A 20,299-nucleotide genomic window follows, 5' to 3' on the forward strand; every position below is an offset into this window, starting at 1 on the left:
GCCGCTCCCGTAGGAGCGGGCTTGCCCGCGAAGAATCCAGCGCGGTGCATGGCACCGGCTGCGCCGGTGTTCGCGGGCAAGCCCGCTCCCACAGTGTTCGCGCAAACCTGCGGAGGCTGAGCAACACAGTTGCGCCCGCAAGATGCCGGGCTTACTGGTCCTTGGCCTCATCCATCTTCAACGTACCATCCTCGAAGATGTTCAGCTTCTGGCGTAGCTCACGCGGCTGCATCGGCGCCTGTTCGGTCTCGCCGCCCGCCCCCGAGGCAGTTGGCGCGGCCGGTGCAGCAGCCCCAGGCGCTGCACCACTGGCCGGCGGCGCGGCAGGCTCGGCGGCCGGCGTTTCCGGCGTACCCTGCTCGCCCTCAATGTTGCGCTGGGCCTTCTTGGTCAGCACGATGATGTCGATGCGGCGGTTGACCGGGTTGAACGGGTCCTTGCGGTCGAACAGCGACGACGAAGCGTAACCCACCACCCGCGCCACCTGGCCGTCCGGGTAACCACCGGCCACCAGTGCACGACGCGCGGCGTTGGCGCGGTTGGCCGACAGCTCCCAGTTGCCGTACTCGCCAGTGCCGGCATACGGCTTGGCATCGGTGTGGCCGCTGATGCTGATCTTGTTCGGCACCGCCTTGATGGTGTCGGCCATGGCCAGCAGGATGTCCTCGAAGTACGGCTGCAGGCGCGCGCTGCCGATGTCGAACATCGGCCGGTTCTCGGCATCCATGATCTGGATGCGCAGGCCGTCCTGGGTGATCTCGAACAGGATCTGGTCCTTGAACTTCTGCAGCTGCGGGTTCTCTTCCACCTTGTTCTGCAGTTCCTGCAGCAGCAGCTCCAGGCGCTCACGCTCCACCTGCTCGGCCATGGTCTCGACCTGGTCCTTGCTCAACTGGGTGGTGGACTCCTGCGTCGGTTCGGCCTTCACTTCCGGGTTGATGGTCTTTTCCGGTGCCAGCTCAGGTGAACCGCCCAGGTCGATGACATAGGGCGTGCCGCTTTCGGAAAAGCCGATCGGGTCCTTGAAGTAGCCGGCAATGGCGATCTTCTGCTCCGGCGTGGCCGTGGACATCAGCCACAGCACCAGAAAGAACGCCATCATCGCCGTGGCGAAGTCGGCGAAGGCAATTTTCCAGGCGCCGCCGTGGTGGCCGCCGCCAAAGCGCTTGACGCGCTTGACGATGATGGGCTGGTTGTTCTCCATGACTCAGCGACCGCGAACCGCTTGTTCCAGTTCGGCGAAGCTTGGGCGGTGCTTGGGGTACAGCACCTTGCGCCCGAACTCGACCGCCAGCGAAGGCGGCATGCCCGAGGCCGAAGCCACCAGCGAGGCCTTGATCGATTCGTAGAGGTTCAACTCTTCTTTGGCATCGTGCTCCAGGCACTTGGCCAACGGGCCGAAGAAGCCGTAAGCCGCCAGAATACCGAAGAAGGTACCGACCAACGCCGCACCCACGTGCATGCCGATGGCCGCCTGATCACCCTCGCCCAGCGAAGCCATGGTCACCACGATACCCAGCACTGCCGCGACAATACCGAAGCCGGGCATGCCGTCGGCGATGCCGGTCACCGCGTGGGACGGGTGCTCCAGTTCTTCCTTCATGCTCAGCAGTTCCATGTCGAACAGGCCCTCGAGCTCGTGCGGGGCCATGTTGCCGGTGGACATGATGCGCAGGTAGTCGCAGACGAACGCCGTCATGCGCTCATCGGCCAGCACCGTCGGGTACTTGGCGAAAATCGGGCTGGCGGCGGCGTCCTCGATGTCGGCCTCGATGGCCATCATGCCTTCGCGACGGCTCTTGTTGAGGATCTCGTACACCAGGCCCAGCACCTCCAGGTAGAAGGCATGGCTGAAGCGCGAGCCGAACATCTTCATCGACTTCTTGATGACGTGCATGGTCATGTGGCCAGGGTTGGCCTGCAGGAACGCACCAAAGGCCGCACCGCCAATGATCAGTACTTCGAACGGCTGGATCAGCGCCGCGATCTTGCCGTGGGAGAGCACGTAGCCGCCGAGCACGCTCGCGAATACGACGATGATGCCGATAATTTTAGCCATAGGTTCAAAGCACTTGCTGTCGTGGTCAGGGGAAGAGACGGGAGCTTTAAAACTCTTCTTCTACTTATCGGCAGAACTGCGCCAGACTATAGCCACTCAATGCGAAAAGCCAGTTCGGACTGATGTCAAAATGCCAATTGAAACCAAGGTGCCCGCTCAGGCCCCGCGTACGTTAGAGGCCTGGGTAAAGCTGCTCGAGAGTGTTCGCATCCCCGTGCCGAAGCCTAGCTACGACCGGGTAATGGCCGCCATCAACGATAGCCGCCGCTCGCTGCGCGATATCGCCGAACTGATGCAGGATAGCCCGGCACTGGTGCTGTCGGTGATGCGCGAAGCCAATCACCCCACCAATGCCAGCCTGGCCGAGCCCGCCGAAAGCCTGGAAGTCGCCCTCAACCGTCTGGGCCTGGAACGCACCGAACAGTTGCTCAAGCGCCTGCCGGCACTGCCCGTGGAGGAAATCCCGCCGGTGCTGTGCCAGTTCCAGATGATCAGCCAACATGCCGCGCAGCAGGCCAGCGGCCTGTTCGCCAGCCGCCTGGCTCGGCTCTGGCAGGAAATTCATTGGGGCAGCCTGCTGTTCCTGTCGCCTTTGTGGCCACTGGCACTGGCCTACCCCAAGCTGCTCGATACCTGGGAGCTGCGGGTTATCCACAAGGGTGAGGACGCAACTGGGGTGGAGGAAGAACTGTTTGGCGTGCGCATCATGGCGCTGTGCCAGACCATGGCCGAGTACTGGCGACTGCCACAATGGGTCACCCAGGGTTACCGCCTGCTGCTGGAAGAACGCGATCAACTGGCCCAGGTGCTGAACATCGCCCGCGACGAAGACCTGCTCAGCCAGCAACACCGCCTGGACGCCGAACCCGGCCTGCGGCGCTGGTTCAACCAGCCGGCCAATACCGTGTTGCTGGCCAACAACCTGGCCCTGGCGGCACAAGTCGGCTGGGACAACCCGCACCTGCTGCGCTGGCAGCTGCTGACTGCGCTGTACCTGCAAACCTCGCTGGAAGACGTGCAGCAGCAGGTGCACCAGCAGGCCGCCGCCAGCGCCCGCCGCCACGCTCGGCATGCCCTGTTCCACCCGGCCGAGGCGTTGATCTGGCCCTGGCACCAACGCCGCCCGCACCCGGACATGCTGGCCCCGCCTCCACCCAGCAGCGAAGACCTGGCACGCTGGCGCACGCTGTGCCAGGACCTGCTGGCCCAACCCAGCCCGTTCACCAACACCGTGCACCTGGCCACCCAGGCCCGCGAGGCCCTACTGGCTTGCGGCATGCAACGCATCATGCTGCTGAGCCTGGACAAAGCCAATGACTACCTGCGCGTCCAGCAAATTGCCGGCCTACCCAAGGAAGCCGGGGCATTGGCCCTGCAGGTGTCGCAGAGCAAGCTGCTGCAAAAGCTGTTGAGCCAGGCTGGGCAGCTGCGCATCACCCCGGAAAACCACAGCCAGTTCTCGGCCCTGCTGCCCGCCCCGCTGCGTGCCTTGTTCCGCAGCGAGCATGTATTGCTGCGTTCGCTGGCGGTGAACGACCAGGTGCTGATGCTGCTGGTGGCCGACCAGGGCTGCCGGCCCTTGGCCGATATCAGCGTGCAAGCTTTCGGCAAGACCGCACAATGTATCGAGCGGGCCCTGTCGGTGTTTGCCAACCGCAAGGGCTGAGGCTTGCGCTACAATCGCCCCTCTTTCCACACTGGAGACCGTGGATGACTGACTTTTCCGGCTTGCCTCTGGTAATCGAAGCCGCGGACCTGCTGCCACGCCTGGATTCGCCACAGCTGATCCTGGTCGACTTGAGCAGCGCCAACCGCTATGTCAGCGGGCATATTCCCGGCGCACGCTTTGTCGAAGGCAAGCGTACCCAGCTTGGCCAGCCGCCCGCGCCCGGCCTGCTGCCGGCCCTGGGCGACCTGGAAAAACTGTTCAGTGAGCTCGGCCACCGCGACGATGCCGTGTATGTGGTGTACGACGATGAAGGCGGCGGCTGGGCCGGGCGTTTCATCTGGCTGCTCGACGTGATCGGCCACACGCGTTACCACTACCTCAACGGCGGCATCCAGGCCTGGCCAGCCGACAAGCTGGTCACCGAAGTGCCCGCAATCGGCAGCAGGCCGGTGCACTTGCATCTGAACAACGCCCCTACCGCCACCCGCGAGTACCTGCAAAGCCGCCTGGGCGCCGATGACCTGGTCATCTGGGACGCGCGCGGGCCGCAGGAATTCAGCGGCGAGAAAGTGCTGGCAGCCAAAGGCGGCCACATCCCCGGCGCGATCAACTTCGAGTGGACCGCCGGCATGGACCTCAACGACCATCTGCGCATCCGCCAGGACATCGCCGAAGTCCTGCAGAAGCTGGGCATCACCCCCGACAAGGAAGTGATCACCCACTGCCAGACACACCGCCGCTCCGGCTTCACTTATCTGGTGGCCAAGGCCCTCGGCTACCCACGTGTAAAGGCCTACGCCGGCTCGTGGAGCGAATGGGGCAACCACCCGGACACGCCTGTAGAAGTTTAAGGAACCTGCATGAAATCCCGTTTGTTCATCATCAGCCAGTACCTGCTGCCGCATCACCTGCTGTCGCGGCTGGCCGGCTGCATCGCCGAGTGCCGCGTACGCTGGTTCAAGAACGCCTTCACCGCCTGGTTCGCCAAGCGCTACCAGGTCAACATGAGTGAAGCGCTGGTCGAAGACCTGAGCGCCTACGAGCACTTCAACGCGTTCTTCACCCGCGCCCTGAAACCAGGTGCTCGCCCGCTCGACGAAACCCCGGGCGCCATCCTGTGCCCGGCCGACGGCGCTGTCAGCCAGCTCGGCCCGATCGAGCACGGCCGCATCTTCCAGGCCAAAGGCCACGGTTTCAGCGCGCAAGAGCTGCTGGGCGGCGACCCGGCCATGGCTGCCCCATTCATGGGCGGCGAGTTCGCCACCATCTACCTGTCGCCCAAGGACTACCACCGCGTGCACATGCCGCTGGCCGGCACCCTGCGTGAAATGGTCTACGTGCCGGGTCGTCTGTTCTCGGTCAACCAGACCACCGCGGAGAACGTCCCCGAGTTGTTCGCCCGCAACGAGCGCGTGGTCTGCCTGTTCGACACCGAACGCGGGCCGATGGCCGTGGTGCTGGTCGGCGCAATGATCGTCGCCTCGATCGAAACCGTATGGGCCGGGCTGGTCACGCCGCCCAAGCGTGAGCTGAAAACCTTCCGTTACGACGAAGCCAGCCGCGCGCCGATCCACCTGGAGAAAGGTGCCGAACTGGGCCGCTTCAAGCTGGGGTCGACCGCTATCGTGCTGTTCGGGCCAGAGCAGGTGAAGTGGGCCGAGAGCCTGGGTGCTGGTTCTGCGGTGCGCATGGGGCAGCAGTTGGCGGCGCCTGTGCAGGCTTGATTGCTTTGGGGTGTATGTCGCGGTTTATTCTGCGCTTGTGAGATCGAGCGCCGCCCGCGCGGCGCTTCGCGGCACAAGGCCGCTCCCACATTTGTTGAAACGTGGCCATGCCTGTGGGAGAGGCGTTGTCAGCCTTGGTGCAAGGCTTGAGGCAGGTGGGGCGGTAGTGATGCCAACCCAGAAATCCAGCCGGCCCACCCAGGCTGGCAACCATGGCCTGACAGGCTTGGCACGTTGCAACAAATGTGGGAGCGGCCTTGTGCCGCGAAGCGCCGCGCGGGCGGCGCTCGATTTCACAGGCGCTGAAGATACAACGGCAAACTAGCCGCGGGCGTCGCGGTCGCGCAGGCCCAGCAGGTACAGCACCCCATCCAACCCCAGGGTTGAAATCGCTTGTTTGGCCGACTGGCGCACCAGCGGCTTGGCACGGAACGCCACGCCCAGCCCGGCCAGCGACAGCATCGGCAGGTCGTTGGCGCCATCCCCCACGGCAATGGTCTGCTCCAACTGCAAGCCTTCTTCGCTGGCCAGCTTCTGCAACAGCTCAGCCTTGCGCTGGGCATCGACAATCGGCTCCACCGCCACACCTGTCACTTTGCCGTCGACCACTTCCAGCTCATTGGCGAACACATAGTCGATACCCAGGCGCGCCTGCACCTGGCGGGCGAAGTAGGTAAAGCCACCAGACAGAATCGCAGTCTTGTAACCCAGGCGCTTGAGCTCGGCGAACAGGTTCTCGGCGCCTTCGGTCAGGCGCAGGGATGCACCGATCTCGTCCAGCACCCCCACGTCCAGGCCCTTGAGCAGCGCCATGCGCTCCTTGAAGCTGGCGCGGAAGTCCAGCTCACCGCGCATGGCGCGCTCGGTGATGGCTGCAACTTGCTCACCCACACCGGCCGCCTTGGCCAATTCGTCGATGACCTCGGCTTCGATCAGTGTCGAGTCCATGTCGAACACTGCCAGGCGGCGGTTGCGGCGGAACAGGTCGTCCTTCTGGAACGCGATGTCGATGCTCAGCTCTTCTGCCAAGGCAAAGAAATCGGCACGCAGCGCCTGGGCATCGCTCGGTACGCCGCGCACGGAGATCTCGACGGCTGCCTTGCCCTTTTCGGTTTCGGCATCCAACGCAACCCGAGCCGACAGGCGTTCGATGCGTTCGATGGTCAGGGCGTACTGGCTGATCACCGCACTCACCCGCTGCAGTTGCTCGGGGGTGATCTTGCGGCTGAGCAGGGTAACGATATGGCGCGCTTCGCCATGACCGTCGGCCCACTGCTGGTAGTCCGACTCGGAAATCGGTGTGTAACGGGCCTGCAGGTTCAGTTCGTGGGCCTTGGCCTGCACGCTTTGCAGCAAGGCAGTAGCCACTTCGTTGTCCGGGATGTCGACCAGGATGCCAAACGACAAGGTGCCGTGCATGACTGCCAGGCCGATGTCGAGGATACTCACACCGCCCTGCAGCAGGACGCCGGTGATTGCCGCAGTGAGACCGGGACGGTCCTCACCGGTGATGTTGATCAGGACGATTTCGCGCACAACCTGGCTCCGACTTCGATGAAAAATGCGCATTCTACCGATTTTCCATGACCATCGGGCGCCAACGATACTTTGCCGACAAAACCCGGCTCGCTATACTCCCCCCACTTTCATGCCATTAAGAGCCGAGCTCAGTGAACCGGCCCACGCCAGTCAAACCAGACAACTTCTTCCTGATGATCTATCGTGCCCTGAGTCAACGTCGCGTGCCGCTGGCACTGCGTATCGCCTGCACCAACATCTTCCTGGTGGCGCTGGCGCTGGTGATCTATGCCTGCGTGATGGGCCTGCAGTTCAAGCAGGCCATGCATGAGCAGGCCGATGCCCTGGGGCAGAGCCTGACCACTCAGACGGCCACGTCGGCAACCGAGCTGCTGGTGTCGAACGACATCCTCAGCCTCAACGTGCTGCTGGGCAACCTGGTGAAAAACCCGCTGGTGGCCCATGCGGCGATCTACAGCGTGGACAACCGCATCCTCGCCGAGGCTGGCCAGCGCCCACGCAACAGCCTGCTGGGCGAGGCCGAAGGCCTGTACCAGACCAAGATCACCTTCCAGGACGTGACCGCCGGGCAACTGCGCATCAGCCTGGACATGAGCCAGTTCCAGCAACCGATGCTGATCAGCCTGCAGAGCATGGGCATTCTGGCCGCCATCCTGCTGGCCCTGGCCCTGGCCCTCAGCTTGCGCCAAGGCCGTTTCATCACCCTGCCGCTGCTGCAGCTGCGGGTCTGGCTGCGCGACCCGCAGCCCTATACCCCAGCCACCGACCGCCAGGACGAGATTGGCGACATCGCCCGCCAGTTGCATGCACGCCTGGCCCCGCCGCCGCCGCCAGAGCCGGAGCCCGAGGAAGAGGACGACGAGCAGTTCGACGACCTGCACGAAGCTGCCCCGGCCCCCAAGGCCGCACCGCGCGCCAAAAAAGTTGTCGCCCTGGAAGACGAAGATGACGACGAAGCCTTCGCCGGCCTGCTGGACGACGACACTGCGCCCAAAGCCGCCGCGGCGGTCGAGCCTGACGAGCCGCAGTACAGCGCCGTGCTTGCCGTGCAGTTGGGCTCGCAGGAGCAACTGCGCCGCCTGCCACGCACACGCCTGGCCGAGCTGACCGAGCGCTACCGTGATTGCCTGGAGCACGCGGCTTCGCTGTACGACGGCGAAACCCACACGCTCAACGACGGCAGTACCCTGGTGCTGTTCCACAGCCGTGAGTGTGGCGAGGACTACCTGACCAACGCCATTTGCTGCGGCGAGCTGTTGCGCGCCCTGGGCCATGCCTTGCAGATCGAAGTGGCCGACAGCGGCATCACCTTGCAGCTGCAGTTGGGGCTGGTCTTGGGCAACGACCTGCATGGACTGGAACTGGTCGACCTGCTGATGGCCGAGAAGGTCCAGGATGCCTTGGCGCTGTCGCAGCACAGCCGCAACCTGTTGCTGGTGGAGCGGCAGATCAGCGATGACACGCTGATTCGTCAGCGTGCCCGCATTCGCCCGATTGCCAGCCCTGAAGGTGCCTGCTGCGTAGAGCGCCTGATGGAGCCCTACCCGTCCATGCTGGAACGCCAGCTGGCGCGCATGCACGAGCGCAGGGCCTGATACTGCGCCGGCTTCTTCGCGGGTAAACCCGCTCCCACAGCTACTACACAGGCCCTGAGGGCGGTGCAGTGCCTGTGGGAGCGGGTTTACCCGCGAAGAGGCCGGCGCAGGCGATACATGAACCAGCAGATACAAAAAAGCCCGCATGTTCGCGGGCTTTTTTGTATCTGGCAGTTCGATCAGAACCGATAAACTTCCATATCGGTACGAATCGGCGAGGCCATCGGGATCTTGGACTTCTCCGGTTCCTTCTTCACCTGTACCGGCGCAGCAGGCTTTTTCGGTGCTTCTTCGACAATCGCCGGCTGGTTGGCCAGTGGCTTCACCGCGGTGCTCAGCTGCTCGGCCAGCTTCTGCAGCAGTTGGCCCTGAGCCTGAACCTGCGACGACTCACTGCCCTCGTGCGGCTGCTCAAGGTGAACAATACGGTTGTCACGCACATGGCCACGGCGGTCGAGCAGGCGCCATTGGGCATCCAGAATGGCCGGCTGATTCTTGCCCGAGTCCAGGCGAGTGATCGACAACAGCACCTGCACGTCCGGGCTGAAGCCAGCGGTCGCCGGTGCCAATACCACGCGCTGGCTGTCCAGGCGCCAGGCCAGTTGACGGACCAACAGCTGGTCGATATCCGACGAAAGGCTACCGGCCCAACGGCCATCGGTCGCCGCGCTCAGGCTGCCATCGGCTTGACGCTGCAGGAACGTCTCGCGCTGCAGGTAATCGGCCACCGATACCGGGCCGAGTACCACGGCCATGCCCGCACTCTGCGACGGCTGGCCAGGATCACCACTGTCGAGCTGATACAGGGCAACCGGCTGGTGCATGGAGCACCCGCCAAGGCCCAGCAGGCCAGTCATCAACAGCGCAAATGGAAGGCGCAGAAATTTCATCATCCCATCCAGGCGGCCGCCATCAGGCACACCGCAGTGATACATGTAGATTCAAACGGGCACACGGCCACGCCGGCACCGCAAGGGCCATATCATCCGCGAAATAACCGTCCGACTCCAGCATTTCTGCCCGGAACGGCGCTGAAATTGCCGTTCCAGACATTTCTGGCCGTTACGCCGGCACTTCCACCTGCAACCCATCGACGCGCTGGAAGCCGCGTGGCAGCTTGCTGCCGCGCCGTCCACGCTCGCCCTTGTAATGCTCCAGGTCGTCCGCCTTCAGAGACAGGGTACGCTTGCCGGCCTGCAATACAAGGGTCGCGCCTTCTGGAATCACCGCCAGATCGGTGACAAATTCTTCACGGCTGGCCACCCGGTCGCCCGGCACGCCAATAATCTTGTTGCCCTTGCCTTTACCCAGCTGTGGCAAGTCGCTGACCTTGAACACCAGCAGGCGGCCTTCGGTGGTCACCGCCGCCAGCCAGTCCTGCTCGCGATCGGCCACCGGGCGCGGGGTCATGACCTTGGCGCCATTGGGCAGGCTGAGCAAGCCCTTGCCGGCCTTGTTCTTGGCCTGCAGGTCTTCACCTTTGACCACGAAGCCGTAACCGGCATCCGAGGCCACCACATACAGCGCATCGTCATCAGGCAGCAGCACGCATTCGAACGTGGCCCCCGGTGGCGGCGTCAGGCGGCCTGTCAGCGGCTCGCCCTGACCACGCGCCGATGGCAGGCTGTGAGCGGGCAGCGAATAGCTGCGCCCGGTGGAATCGACCAGTACGGCAAACTGGTTGGAACGCCCGGCCGCGGCGGCCTTGAAACCGTCGCCGGCCTTGTAGGAAAGGCCGGTGGCGTCGATGTCGTGGCCCTTGGCGCAGCGCACCCAGCCCTTCTCCGACAGCACCACGGTGACGGGCTCGGTCGGCATCAGTTCGTTTTCCGACAGGGCCTTGGCTTCGCTGCGCTCTACAATTGGCGAGCGGCGATCGTCGCCATAGGTTTCGGCATCCTTGATCAGCTCGCTGCGCACCAGCTTGCGCAGCTTGGCCTCGCTACCCAGCAGGGCCTGCAGCTTGGCTTGCTCTTTCAGCAACTCATCCTGCTCGCCACGAATCTTCATCTCTTCCAGGCGCGCCAGCTGCCGCAGGCGGGTCTCGAGAATGTAGTCGGCCTGGATCTCGGTGAGGTCGAAGCGGGCAATAAGGGCCTGCTTGGGGTGTTCCTCGGTGCGGATGATGTGGATCACTTCATCCAGGTTGAGGAAGGCGGTGAGCAAACCGTCCAACAGGTGCAAGCGCTTCTCGACCTTGTCCAGACGGTGCTGCAATCGGCGACGAACGGTATTGGTGCGGAACTCCAGCCACTCCACCAACAGGGCTCGCAGGTTTTTCAACTGCGGCCGGCCATCGAGGCCGATGATGTTCACGTTGACCCGGTAGGTGCTTTCCAGGTCGGTGGTGGCAAACAAGTGCTGCATCAGCTCGTCGGCATCCACGCGGTTGGAACGCGGAATGATGACGATGCGGCACGGGTTCTCGTGGTCCGACTCGTCGCGCAAGTCGGCGACCATCGGCAATTTCTTGGCCTGCATCTGCGCCGCGATCTGCTCCAGCACCTTGGCCCCGGAGACCTGGTGCGGCAGCGCGGTGACGACGATGTCGCCATCCTCGATGCGGTACACGGCGCGCATGCGGATCGAACCACGGCCACTTTCGTACATCTTGAGGATTTCGGCCCGTGGCGTGACGATTTCGGCCTCGGTCGGGTAGTCCGGCCCCTGGATATGCTCACACAGCTGCTCGATGGTGGCCTTGGGCTCGTCGAGCAGGCGCACACAAGCGCTGGCCACTTCACGCAGGTTGTGCGGCGGCACGTCGGTGGCCATGCCCACGGCGATACCGGTGGTACCGTTGAGCAGGATGTTGGGCAGGCGCGCCGGCAGCACGGCCGGCTCCTGCAAGGTGCCGTCGAAGTTCGGCACCCAGTCCACGGTGCCCTGGCCGACTTCGCTAAGCAGCACTTCGGCGTAGCGCGACAGCCGCGCCTCGGTGTAACGCATGGCGGCGAACGACTTCGGATCGTCCGGCGCACCCCAGTTGCCCTGGCCGTCGACCAGGGTGTAGCGGTAGCTGAACGGCTGTGCCATCAGCACCATGGCCTCGTAGCAGGCCGAATCGCCGTGGGGGTGGAACTTACCGAGCACGTCACCGACGGTACGCGCCGACTTCTTGTGCTTGGAATCGGCATCGAGCCCCAACTCGCTCATGGCGTAGACGATACGTCGCTGCACCGGCTTCAGGCCGTCGCCGATATGCGGCAAGGCACGGTCCATGATCACGTACATGGAGTAGTTGAGGTAGGCCTGTTCGGTGAAGTCAGCCAGCGAGCGGCGTTCGACGCCGTCCAGGCTGAGTTCCAGTGAGTCGCTCATGCGGGCCTCGTCATTTCAGGTTCTGGCGCAACAGCATGGTGCCGCCGCGCTGGGTAAATTCAAGTTGTTGCAGGGCACTCATGCCCAGCAATACGGTGGGCCCATCCAGGCCCGGCACCACGATGGCGCGTACGTCCCGCAGGCGGATATCGCCCAGTTGCAGGCTGGCCAGGCGCGTGCGGTAGCCCTCGGTACGGCCATTGGCGGTGCTGAGCAGCACGGGGCTGCCGCGCTCCAGGCTCAGATCACGCGCCAACGCCTCCGGGATCGCCACGTCGGTGGCACCGGTGTCGAGCATGAAATGCACCACCTGGCCGTTGATCGCACCATCCACCACGAAGTGGCCTTGGCCGTTACTCAGCAAGCGCACTTCGATAAAGCCTTCGCCATGCTCGGATTGCACCTGGCTGTTGGGGTTGCGCTGGTTGTCTTCCCACTGGCCGAAAAAGCGCGTGGCAAGGAACAGCGCCGCCGCCCAGGCGACGATCATCAGCACCCTGCCCGCGCGCTTGCCCGGCGCCTGGCTCATGGCTTGGCGCTCCAGCCGCCTTCGGGCGCGTCGAAGCGCCAGACGATCGGGCGGGTTTCGCCATCGGCACGGGCGCCGTTGTTGTTGTCCAGGCCGATCCAGGCACCCTTGGCATCGATCACCAGGGCTTCGGCCAGGCCAAACGGCTGCGCGTAGCGGCGTGACTCGACCAGCGCATCGGCAGCGAAAGACCAGCAACGCTCGACTTTACCGGTGTCGGCATCACGCCGGCACACCCGGTAGGCGTTGCGTTCAAGGGTAAACAGTTTGCCCTCGAACCAGGTCAGGTCGGCGAAGTCGCGCGACAGGGCCCTGGCATCGGGCATTTGCGCCGGCTGCATCTCGACCCCGGCCTCGCTCAGCAGTACGCAACTGCGCCCGCAGGTCCATACCGATTGCTGGCGCTCGATGGCCACCAGGCCACGGCGTTCACGCTCGGCGGCCAGCCACAGGCGGTCACCCGCCGGGTTGATCGCCAGCCCTTCGAACAGGGCATTGAAGTTCAGCAGCATGCCACTGGCCCGCGCCTGGCGCACCATGGCCGGGTCGATCTTCAACCAGTCCGGCTCGCCTTCCAGCGGTAGTTGCAGCACCGCGGCATGGGCTTCGCTGACCAAATACAGGTTGCCCGCCTGGTCACAGGTGATGCCTTCGAAATCCAGCTCGCCACCGCGAATGTACGACGCTGCCCAGTTACGCGACCTCAACCCCCACGGCAGGCCGCTTTCCGGCGGCGATGGCGGGGTGAAGGTAAGCGGTTGGGCGCGCCAGGTGGTGTTCTGCTGGTCGAAGCGGTAGATACGGTCGTCGTCGCGATCGGAAACGCCCCACAGCCCGCCCCGGCATTGCGCCAGGCCAGACAGGTTGCCACCGCGCATGCCTTCGATCGGGTGCTCGGCACTCAGCTTCAGCTCTGGCCAGTTGCCCGCCAGGCAAGGCAGGGCAACCAGCGCAAGGCAAACGGCAAGTACTTGCCGAATCAAACCATGACCTCGGCCAGGTTGCCCTTGGTTTCCAACCAGCTCTTGCGGTCACCGGCACGCTTCTTGGCCAGCAGCTTGTCCATCAGCTCGCGGGTGGCCTCCACGTCGTCCAGGGTCAGTTGCACCAGGCGCCGGGTGTTCGGGTCCATGGTGGTTTCGCGCAACTGCGGCGGGTTCATCTCGCCCAGGCCCTTGAAGCGGGTGACCTGCGGCTTGCCACGTTTCTTCTCGGCCACCAGGCGGTCGAGGATGCCGTCACGCTCGGCTTCGTCGAGGGCGTAGTAGATTTCCTTGCCCAGGTCGATGCGGTACAGCGGCGGCATGGCCACGTACACATGCCCGGCCTCGACCAACGCGCGGAAGTGCTGGACGAACAGCGCGCACAGCAAGGTGGCGATGTGCAGGCCGTCGGAGTCGGCGTCGGCAAGAATGCAGATCTTGCCGTAGCGCAGCTGCGCCAGGTCCGTGGCACCCGGGTCGACGCCAATGGCCACGGCAATGTTATGCACTTCCTGGCTGGCCAGGACCTCGCCACCGTCCACTTCCCAGGTGTTGAGGATCTTGCCGCGCAGCGGCAGGATGGCCTGGAACTCTTTGTCCCGCGCCTGCTTGGCCGAGCCACCTGCCGAGTCACCTTCGACCAGGAACAGTTCGGCACGCATCGGATCCTGGCCTGCGCAATCGGCCAGCTTGCCAGGCAATGCCGGGCCCTGGGTGATGCGCTTGCGCTCGACCTTCTTGCTGGCCTTGAGGCGGCGCCCGGCATTGCTGATGGCCAGCTCCGCCAGTTGCATGCCCAACTCTGGGTGGGCGTTGAGCCACAGGCTGAAAGCATCCTTGACCACACCGGAGACGAACGCAGCCGCCTCGCGTGACGACAGGCGCTCCTTGGTCTGCCCGGAGAACTGCGGGTCCTGCATCTTCATCGACAGCACGAAGGTAATGCGTTCCCAGACGTCTTCCGGCGCCAGCTTCACCCCGCGCGGCAGCAGGTTGCGGAACTCGCAGAACTCGCGCATGGCGTCCAGCAGGCCTTGGCGCAGGCCGTTGACGTGGGTACCGCCCTGGGCGGTGGGGATCAGGTTGACGTAGCTTTCCTGGATGCTGTCGCCACCCTCGGGCAGCCACAGCAAGGCCCAGTCCACAGCCTCCTTGTTCCCGGCCAGGCTGCCGCAGAACGGCTCGTCGGGCAGGCGCTGGAACTCGTTGACCGAGTCAACCAGATAGGAACGCAGGCCATCCTCGTAGTGCCATTCGACCTTTTCGCCACTGGCCTTGTCCTCGAAGCTGACCAACAGCCCCGGGCACAGCACAGCCTTGGCCTTGAGCACATGCTTGAGGCGGCTGATGGAGAACTTGGGCGAATCGAAGTATTTCGGGTCGGGGCTGAAGTACACGCTGGTGCCGGTGTTGCGCTTGCCGACCGAGCCGACCACTTCCAGCTCGCTGGCTTTGAAGCCGTCGGCGAAGGTCATCTGGTATTCGTTGCCGTCACGCTTGACGCGCACACGCACCTGGGTCGACAGGGCGTTGACCACCGAAATGCCCACGCCATGCAGGCCGCCAGAGAACTGGTAGTTCTTGTTGGAGAACTTGCCGCCGGCGTGCAGCTTGGTGAGGATCAGCTCGACCCCGGACACGCCTTCTTCCGGGTGGATGTCCACCGGCATGCCACGGCCGTCGTCGCTGACTTCCAGCGAGTGGTCGGCATGCAGGATGACCTGCACCGAACGCGCGTGGCCGGCCAAGGCTTCGTCGACACTGTTGTCGATGACTTCCTGGGCCAGGTGGTTGGGGCGGCTGGTATCGGTGTACATGCCCGGCCGCTTGCGGACCGGGTCAAGGCCCGAGAGGACTTCGATGGCGTCTGCGTTATAGGCGCTAGCGCTGGGATTGGCCATAGGGTCTCGTCGTCAGTCTGGTGAGTGCAAAAAAGTCAAAATACAGAAAAATCGAGCGCCGCATACTGCCCACGGGCAATGCCAGCGAAGGCCAGCAGTGCCGGCAGGCGCTCGGCGAAGCCCTGGAAGCTGTGGTCGCCACCGGCCTGGATACGCAGGGCACAAGCACGGTAATAGCGCTCGGCGTGGCGATAGTCCAGGGTTTCATCGGCGGTCTGCAGCCACACTTGATAGCGGCTGGCATCTACCGGGGCCGGCACTTCAAGCTCGGCCAGGGCCTGCACGTGATCGTGGGTCAGCTCCCAGGTTTCACCGCTGTAGTGGTTGCGCTGGGTACCCAGGTAACCGTCGAAATGCTTGTGTGGGGTTACCGCCGGGTTGACCAGCAGGGCCTTGAGTCCATGGCGCTCGGCCAGATGGGTGGCATAGTAGCCGCCGAGCGAACTGCCCACCAGCAATGGCGCACCGAGCTCGGCGATAGCCGCTTCGAGCTGGGCGATGGCCTGACGCGGGTGGTGGTGCAAGGCCGGCACACGCAGCTGGTCGGCCAGGCCGAGCTGCTGCATGACTGCTTCGAGTTGGCGCGCCTTGGTGGAAAGCGGCGAGCTGTTGAAGCCATGGATATAGAGGATGGAACCCGACATGCTGCCCCCGGAATCTGTGGCTTCGCGCCTGATGATGCGGGCGCAGGGACGCGCAGTGTAGCGCGTTCGCCGGGTTTTGACGCAGCATGGGTTAATTCGCAACAATTTCTTCAAATTGCCAGCATCGATCCCTTGGCATGCACGGCCTTGGTAGGAGCAGCCTTGCGCTGCGAAGAGGCCGGTAAATCCGGTAGAAATGCAGGGGCTGTGCTGGCCTCTTCGCAGCACAAGGCTGCTCCTACAGGGGGATGTGCCTGCAGTTACCCCCGCTTCAATACCCTGGGCTGTCGAAGTCGAGCTCAACGATGAAATCCAGCGCCCGCTCCACCCCGGTCTCCAGCCGCCCGTCGGCATGCAGGCGCAACCAGCGGTAACCCGGATGCTCTTCACTCACCTTGAAGTCTTCGCTGCGTGCCGCGAACTGAATACAGGTCGAAGGCGTCGCCAACAGGCGCCGGCCATCGCGTACTTCATCCCATTCCTGGTGCACATGCCCCCACAGCAAAGCCCGCACCTGTGGATAACCCTCGACGATATCGAACAGCGCCTGGGCATTGCGCAAGCCGATCGGCGCAATCCAGGCGCAGCCGATGTCCACCGGCTGATGGTGGAAACACACCAGGCAATGCCGCTCGCCGGCTTCTTTCAAGGCAGCGTCCAGCACGGCCAGCTGGTCGTTCTGCAGAAACCCGTGGGTAGCACCGTGCACAGCGGTGTTGAGCATGATCACACGCCACGCGCCGATATCGGTCACCGCCTGCACCAGTTCCGGCGCCACTTGCGCCATCACCTGGGCCTCGTCATGGTTACCCGGCAGCCAGCGGGTGGGCGCGGCAAACGGCGCAGTCAGTGCACGGAACGCCTCATAAGAGGCGGCACTGGCGTCCTGAGACAGATCGCCCGTGCACAACAGCAAGTCGACAAGCGGTTGCTCCCGACGCACCTGGGCTACCACATGGCGCAGGCTGTCACGGGTGTTGAGGCCCAGCATGCTGCCGGTCGGGTCGGCGAAAAGATGGGCGTCGGTCAGTTGCACCACATGTACAGGACGCGTCTGGTCTGTCTGCATGTCAGCGAACGCTCGCCAGTTCGTGGCCGCAGGCCAGGCAGTGGCTGAGCCATTCACCGAGGAACAGGTTGAGCTGGGCCTTTTCGTCCGGCTGGTGCATGGCCGCGTTCGGATACGGGTAGATGCTGCGCAGGCGCCGGGTGTGTTCGGCGCTGACCACTTCGGCCATGCGTGCATCGTGGTACACCTGCACCTCCAGGTGCGGCACGGGCAACCACGGCAGGCTGTGTTCCTGGCGTACGTGCAACGTGGTGGTGTATGGGCAGGCCAGCACCACGTCGAGCACCAGCACACCGAGCATCTGGTCGCCCTGGGTCATGCCGATGCGGCGCGAGCTCTGGGTGGTGCGCATGTCAGGCAACAGGCGCATCAGCCGGGCGTAGTTGGCCTCGCAGGCTGCCTGCAGCCCAACCAGGTCGACTCGATAGCGCTCGCGCAGCAGGTTCACTTCCACATACCTCGTACTTCGTCACGGTTCAGCGCCAGCCATTGCAGGCCAATGATGGTCGCCGCGTTGCAGATGCGCCCGTCGCGCACCGCCTGCAAGGCATCCTCGAACGACCACACGCGCACGCGAATATCCTCGCCCTCTTCTTCCAGGCCATGCAGGCCGCCCGCCCCCTCGCTGCTGCAGCGGCCAAGGAACAGGTGAACGTATTCATCACTGCCGCCAGGCGACGGGAAGTAACGGGTAATCGGCCACAGTGCACTGAACGTCAGGCCCGCCTCTTCTTCGGCTTCACGGTGGGCGACCTCCTCGGGCTGTTCATCCTTGTCGATCAACCCGGCCACCATCTCGATCAGCCAGGGGTTATCGGCCTTGCCCAAGGCTCCGACGCGGAATTGCTCGATCAGCACCACCTCATCGCGCAACGGGTCGTACGGCAGCACACACACTGCATCGTGGCGCACGAACAGTTCACGGCTGATCTCGCGCCCCATACCCCCAGCGAACAGCTCGTGGCGCAGGTGCACCTTGTCGAGCTTGTAGAAGCCCTGGAAGCAATTGGCTCGCTTGACGATCTCGACCGCCTTGGGCACTGAACTCAACGTGTCTGACATGAAAATCCTCGTTGCTACATCGACCGCATGGTTACCGCATCGCGCCATCCTACTCTGCACGCCTGCCCGTTTCATCCCTTTCCGGCAACCATTCGTACACTCGGGACAGCAGGTCTTCACTCTGTTAGCTTAGTGGCGAACTGAAGGCCGCGCAGACGGTCAAAGGCCGACTTTTCCCTGTTCTGCAAGGATCATCATGACACTTGTCAAACTGACTTCCGTGGCCGTGCTGGCACTCGCGCTGGGCGCCTGCCAGAGCCTGTTCACGCCCAACTACCGGGCCCCGCTCGAGGTCAAGCGCGACGCCTGGGAGCATGTCAAACCCGGCTGCAGCGAGAGCGACTGCCCGCTGGTGAACATCGACATGGTCCACTTCCCGGCCCTGCCCAAGCTCGACGCCATCGTCGAAAAGCGCCTGCTGCAACTGACCGAAGATAATCAGCATGGCACCGCGCCAGGCACCCTGCAGGCCTACGAACAGCAATACCTGGCCAATGCCGACAAACGTAACAGCAGCTACTTGCAAGCCAAGGTACGCGAGCAGCATGACGGGCTGGTGATCATCGAGTTGTCCAGCTATCTGGACAGCGGTGGCGCCCACGGCATGCCCGGGCGCGGCTTCATCAACTACTCGCGCAAGCTGGACAAGGTGCTGACCTTGCAGGACATGCTGGTGCCAGGCCAGGAGGACACCTTCTGGAAAACCGTCGAGGAGTCACACCGCGCCTGGCTGATGAGCGTGGGCATGGACAAGGACGCCGAGTTCGTCAAAACCTGGCCGTTCAAGCAGTCGCCGCACATCGCCCTGACGTACGGCGCGGTAGTGGTCAAGTACGAGGTCTATGCCATCGCGCCCTATTCCATGGGCCACGTGGAACTGAAGATCCCCTACCCACGCCTGAATGGCGTGCTCAAGCCTGAACTGTTTCCCGGCCGCGGCTGAGGCTTAGCAGCCCATGCAGTACACCTGCCAGTAGCAGTGCTGGCAGGGTAGCGCCCAGTTCCGGTGCATTGGCGGCAATCAGATGATACGCCGCCACACCCGCAAACCAGGCCACCAGCGCCTGCCAGTGCAAGCCATCAACCTGCACCGGCAGGCGACGGCGACGGATCACGTAGTGGTCCATCAGCACCACGCCGAACAGCGGCGCGAACACCGAACCGATCAGCAGCAGGAAGTTTTCGTACTGCGCCAGTGGCGCCAGCAGGGCGATCAGGGTGCACAGCACGCCGATGGCCAACGCCAGGTGCTCGACTTTCAGCGGCAGCAGCACACCGGTTGAAACCGCCGCCGAATGGATGTCGGCGAAGGCCTTTTCCGACTCGTCCAGCAGAATCAGCAGCAGCGGGATCCCCATGCCGGCCCCTGCCAGCGCCAGCAGCAGCGCATTGACTTCGCCACTGGCGGCGAAAGCCAGGGTGTAGGCCACGCCCAGGCTCATCAGCCAGGTGTTGCCGATGAAATAGCCCACGACCGTGCCACCGAACACATGCTTGCCGTTGCGGGCGAAACGCGAGTAGTCGGCGATCAGTGGCAACCAGGACAGCGGCATGGCGATGACGATATCGAAGCCCACCGCAAGGGACATCGAACCATCCCCAGCGCGGCTCCACAGATCAGCCAGGTCGGCCTTGGCGAACAGATTCCAGGTGAGCCAGGCGCAAGCACCCAGCAGCAACCAGATACCCCAGGCGCGCAGTACCTTGCGCACGAAGGCCAATGGCCCGCTCACTGCCAGCAAGGTAGCCAAGGCACCGAAGCACAGGGTCCACAGCATCGGGCTGTTCCAGGCACTGTCCTCACCGAAGGCTCGCGCGCCCAATAGGCTGGCAGCATCGCGCATGACGATGATCTCGAACGCGCCCCAGCCCACCAGTTGCAGGAGGTTGAGCAACGCCGGCAAACGGGCGCCGTGGCTGCCCAGGCTGAGCTTCAGCGTGCCCATGGCGGACAGGCCGGTGTCGCTGCCGATCACCCCGGCGGCGCCCAGCAACAGCACACCGACACCGGTGCCCAGGGCGATGGCAAGCACCGCGCCGGCAAGGCCCAGGCCTGGCGCCAGCATGGCGCCGACCTGCAGCACCATCAGGCCGATGCCGAGGGAGAACCACAGCGAGAACAGGTCGCGGGCGCCGAAGATGCGTTGGTGGGTGGGGACCGGGTGGTCGGGGGAAAACTGGCTGGGGGTGGTCATTGTTATGTT

Annotated in this window: 18 protein-coding genes; 5 read left to right on the forward strand and 13 right to left on the reverse strand. The window is 64.0% G+C overall.

Annotated features, from left to right (window positions below; translation table 11 throughout):
- Positions 1-151: 151 nt before the first annotated feature.
- The gene (gene motB, locus ACNFBR_RS01235; RefSeq protein ID WP_416733347.1) at positions 152-1,204 is read right to left on the reverse strand and encodes a flagellar motor protein MotB; all 1,053 of its coding nucleotides are present in this window, start codon (positions 1,202-1,204) and stop codon (positions 152-154) included.
- Between the two features lie 3 nt (positions 1,205-1,207).
- Entirely contained in the window at positions 1,208-2,059 is an 852-nt protein-coding gene (gene motA, locus ACNFBR_RS01240) for a flagellar motor stator protein MotA (protein ID WP_012274469.1), read from the reverse strand.
- A gap of 130 nt (positions 2,060-2,189) precedes the next feature.
- Here motA and ACNFBR_RS01245 point away from each other — a divergent pair, with 130 nt between their 5' ends.
- Genes ACNFBR_RS01245 through asd form a run of 3 tightly spaced genes read left to right on the forward strand, consistent with a single transcriptional unit; the run spans position 2,190 to position 5,452 of the window.
- Positions 2,190-3,725: an HDOD domain-containing protein gene (locus ACNFBR_RS01245; RefSeq protein ID WP_416733348.1), complete on the forward strand. Its 1,536-nt coding sequence runs from the start codon at positions 2,190-2,192 to the stop codon at positions 3,723-3,725.
- Between the two features lie 44 nt (positions 3,726-3,769).
- Positions 3,770-4,579 (forward strand): rhodanese-like domain-containing protein, encoded by an 810-nt coding sequence (locus tag ACNFBR_RS01250; protein ID WP_416733349.1) that lies wholly within the window; start codon positions 3,770-3,772, stop codon positions 4,577-4,579.
- A 9-nt stretch (positions 4,580-4,588) separates the two neighbouring features.
- Positions 4,589-5,452 (forward strand): archaetidylserine decarboxylase, encoded by an 864-nt coding sequence (gene asd / locus ACNFBR_RS01255; protein WP_025340835.1) that lies wholly within the window; start codon positions 4,589-4,591, stop codon positions 5,450-5,452.
- A gap of 321 nt (positions 5,453-5,773) precedes the next feature.
- Here the strand turns inward: asd and serB are convergent, their stop codons facing one another.
- Positions 5,774-6,988, reverse strand: a complete 1,215-nt coding sequence (gene serB / locus ACNFBR_RS01260; RefSeq protein WP_416733350.1) for a phosphoserine phosphatase SerB — start codon at positions 6,986-6,988, stop codon at positions 5,774-5,776.
- Positions 6,989-7,122: 134 nt separating this feature from the next.
- Here serB and ACNFBR_RS01265 point away from each other — a divergent pair, with 134 nt between their 5' ends.
- Entirely contained in the window at positions 7,123-8,586 is a 1,464-nt protein-coding gene (locus tag ACNFBR_RS01265; RefSeq protein WP_416733351.1) for a histidine kinase, read from the forward strand.
- Positions 8,587-8,765: 179 nt separating this feature from the next.
- Here the strand turns inward: ACNFBR_RS01265 and ACNFBR_RS01270 are convergent, their stop codons facing one another.
- From ACNFBR_RS01270 to ACNFBR_RS01310, 9 genes are all read right to left on the reverse strand, one after another.
- Positions 8,766-9,476, reverse strand: a complete 711-nt coding sequence (locus ACNFBR_RS01270) for a PqiC family protein (protein ID WP_416733352.1) — start codon at positions 9,474-9,476, stop codon at positions 8,766-8,768.
- Between the two features lie 172 nt (positions 9,477-9,648).
- A complete protein-coding gene (parC, locus tag ACNFBR_RS01275; RefSeq protein ID WP_416733353.1) occupies positions 9,649-11,907 on the reverse strand; it encodes a DNA topoisomerase IV subunit A in 2,259 nt (752 codons plus the stop codon).
- A 10-nt stretch (positions 11,908-11,917) separates the two neighbouring features.
- Positions 11,918-12,436: a retropepsin-like aspartic protease family protein gene (locus tag ACNFBR_RS01280; RefSeq protein WP_416733354.1), complete on the reverse strand. Its 519-nt coding sequence runs from the start codon at positions 12,434-12,436 to the stop codon at positions 11,918-11,920.
- Positions 12,433-13,419 (reverse strand): esterase-like activity of phytase family protein, encoded by a 987-nt coding sequence (locus ACNFBR_RS01285; RefSeq protein ID WP_416733355.1) that lies wholly within the window; start codon positions 13,417-13,419, stop codon positions 12,433-12,435. The genes ACNFBR_RS01280 and ACNFBR_RS01285 overlap by 4 nt, the downstream gene beginning before the upstream one ends.
- Entirely contained in the window at positions 13,416-15,320 is a 1,905-nt protein-coding gene (gene parE, locus ACNFBR_RS01290; RefSeq protein ID WP_416733356.1) for a DNA topoisomerase IV subunit B, read from the reverse strand. Before parE ends, ACNFBR_RS01285 begins: the two co-directional genes overlap by 4 nt.
- Positions 15,321-15,355: 35 nt before the next feature.
- Positions 15,356-15,964 (reverse strand): YqiA/YcfP family alpha/beta fold hydrolase, encoded by a 609-nt coding sequence (locus ACNFBR_RS01295; protein WP_416733357.1) that lies wholly within the window; start codon positions 15,962-15,964, stop codon positions 15,356-15,358.
- Positions 15,965-16,235: 271 nt separating this feature from the next.
- Positions 16,236-17,033 (reverse strand): 3',5'-cyclic-AMP phosphodiesterase, encoded by a 798-nt coding sequence (cpdA, locus tag ACNFBR_RS01300; protein WP_416733358.1) that lies wholly within the window; start codon positions 17,031-17,033, stop codon positions 16,236-16,238.
- A gap of 1 nt (position 17,034) precedes the next feature.
- A complete protein-coding gene (locus tag ACNFBR_RS01305) occupies positions 17,035-17,487 on the reverse strand; it encodes a DUF1249 domain-containing protein (protein WP_041166609.1) in 453 nt (150 codons plus the stop codon).
- Positions 17,478-18,095, reverse strand: a complete 618-nt coding sequence (locus ACNFBR_RS01310) for an NUDIX domain-containing protein (RefSeq protein ID WP_416733359.1) — start codon at positions 18,093-18,095, stop codon at positions 17,478-17,480. The genes ACNFBR_RS01305 and ACNFBR_RS01310 overlap by 10 nt, the downstream gene beginning before the upstream one ends.
- Before the next feature lie 196 nt (positions 18,096-18,291).
- Between ACNFBR_RS01310 and ACNFBR_RS01315 the strand changes: the two genes are divergently transcribed.
- On the forward strand, positions 18,292-19,038 hold the full coding sequence (locus ACNFBR_RS01315) for an RsiV family protein (protein ID WP_416733360.1): 747 nt from the start codon (positions 18,292-18,294) through the stop codon (positions 19,036-19,038).
- Here the strand turns inward: ACNFBR_RS01315 and cytX are convergent.
- A complete protein-coding gene (gene cytX, locus ACNFBR_RS01320) occupies positions 19,007-20,290 on the reverse strand; it encodes a putative hydroxymethylpyrimidine transporter CytX (RefSeq protein WP_416733361.1) in 1,284 nt (427 codons plus the stop codon). The genes ACNFBR_RS01315 and cytX overlap by 32 nt on opposite strands.
- Between the last annotated feature and the right edge of the window lie 9 nt (positions 20,291-20,299).

It is taken from the genome of Pseudomonas sp. NY11955 (assembly GCF_048068035.1).
Taxonomy (GTDB): Bacteria; Pseudomonadota; Gammaproteobacteria; order Pseudomonadales; family Pseudomonadaceae; genus Aquipseudomonas.

Bases quoted from the DNA above. Each gene is read 5' to 3' on its own strand.
- motB (WP_416733347.1), bottom strand. From the start codon at position 1,204: ATGGAGAACAACCAGCCCATCATCGTCAAGCGCGTCAAGCGCTTTGGC.
- motA (WP_012274469.1), bottom strand. From the start codon at position 2,059: ATGGCTAAAATTATCGGCATCATCGTCGTATTCGCGAGCGTGCTCGGC.
- ACNFBR_RS01245 (WP_416733348.1), top strand. From the start codon at position 2,190: ATGCCAATTGAAACCAAGGTGCCCGCTCAGGCCCCGCGTACGTTAGAG.
- ACNFBR_RS01250 (WP_416733349.1), top strand. From the start codon at position 3,770: ATGACTGACTTTTCCGGCTTGCCTCTGGTAATCGAAGCCGCGGACCTG.
- asd (WP_025340835.1), top strand. From the start codon at position 4,589: ATGAAATCCCGTTTGTTCATCATCAGCCAGTACCTGCTGCCGCATCAC.
- ACNFBR_RS01270 (WP_416733352.1), bottom strand. From the start codon at position 9,476: ATGAAATTTCTGCGCCTTCCATTTGCGCTGTTGATGACTGGCCTGCTG.
- parC (WP_416733353.1), bottom strand. From the start codon at position 11,907: ATGAGCGACTCACTGGAACTCAGCCTGGACGGCGTCGAACGCCGCTCG.
- ACNFBR_RS01280 (WP_416733354.1), bottom strand. From the start codon at position 12,436: ATGAGCCAGGCGCCGGGCAAGCGCGCGGGCAGGGTGCTGATGATCGTC.
- parE (WP_416733356.1), bottom strand. From the start codon at position 15,320: ATGGCCAATCCCAGCGCTAGCGCCTATAACGCAGACGCCATCGAAGTC.
- ACNFBR_RS01295 (WP_416733357.1), bottom strand. From the start codon at position 15,964: ATGTCGGGTTCCATCCTCTATATCCATGGCTTCAACAGCTCGCCGCTT.
- cpdA (WP_416733358.1), bottom strand. From the start codon at position 17,033: ATGCAGACAGACCAGACGCGTCCTGTACATGTGGTGCAACTGACCGAC.
- ACNFBR_RS01310 (WP_416733359.1), bottom strand. From the start codon at position 18,095: ATGTCAGACACGTTGAGTTCAGTGCCCAAGGCGGTCGAGATCGTCAAG.
- ACNFBR_RS01315 (WP_416733360.1), top strand. From the start codon at position 18,292: ATGACACTTGTCAAACTGACTTCCGTGGCCGTGCTGGCACTCGCGCTG.
- cytX (WP_416733361.1), bottom strand. From the start codon at position 20,290: ATGACCACCCCCAGCCAGTTTTCCCCCGACCACCCGGTCCCCACCCAC.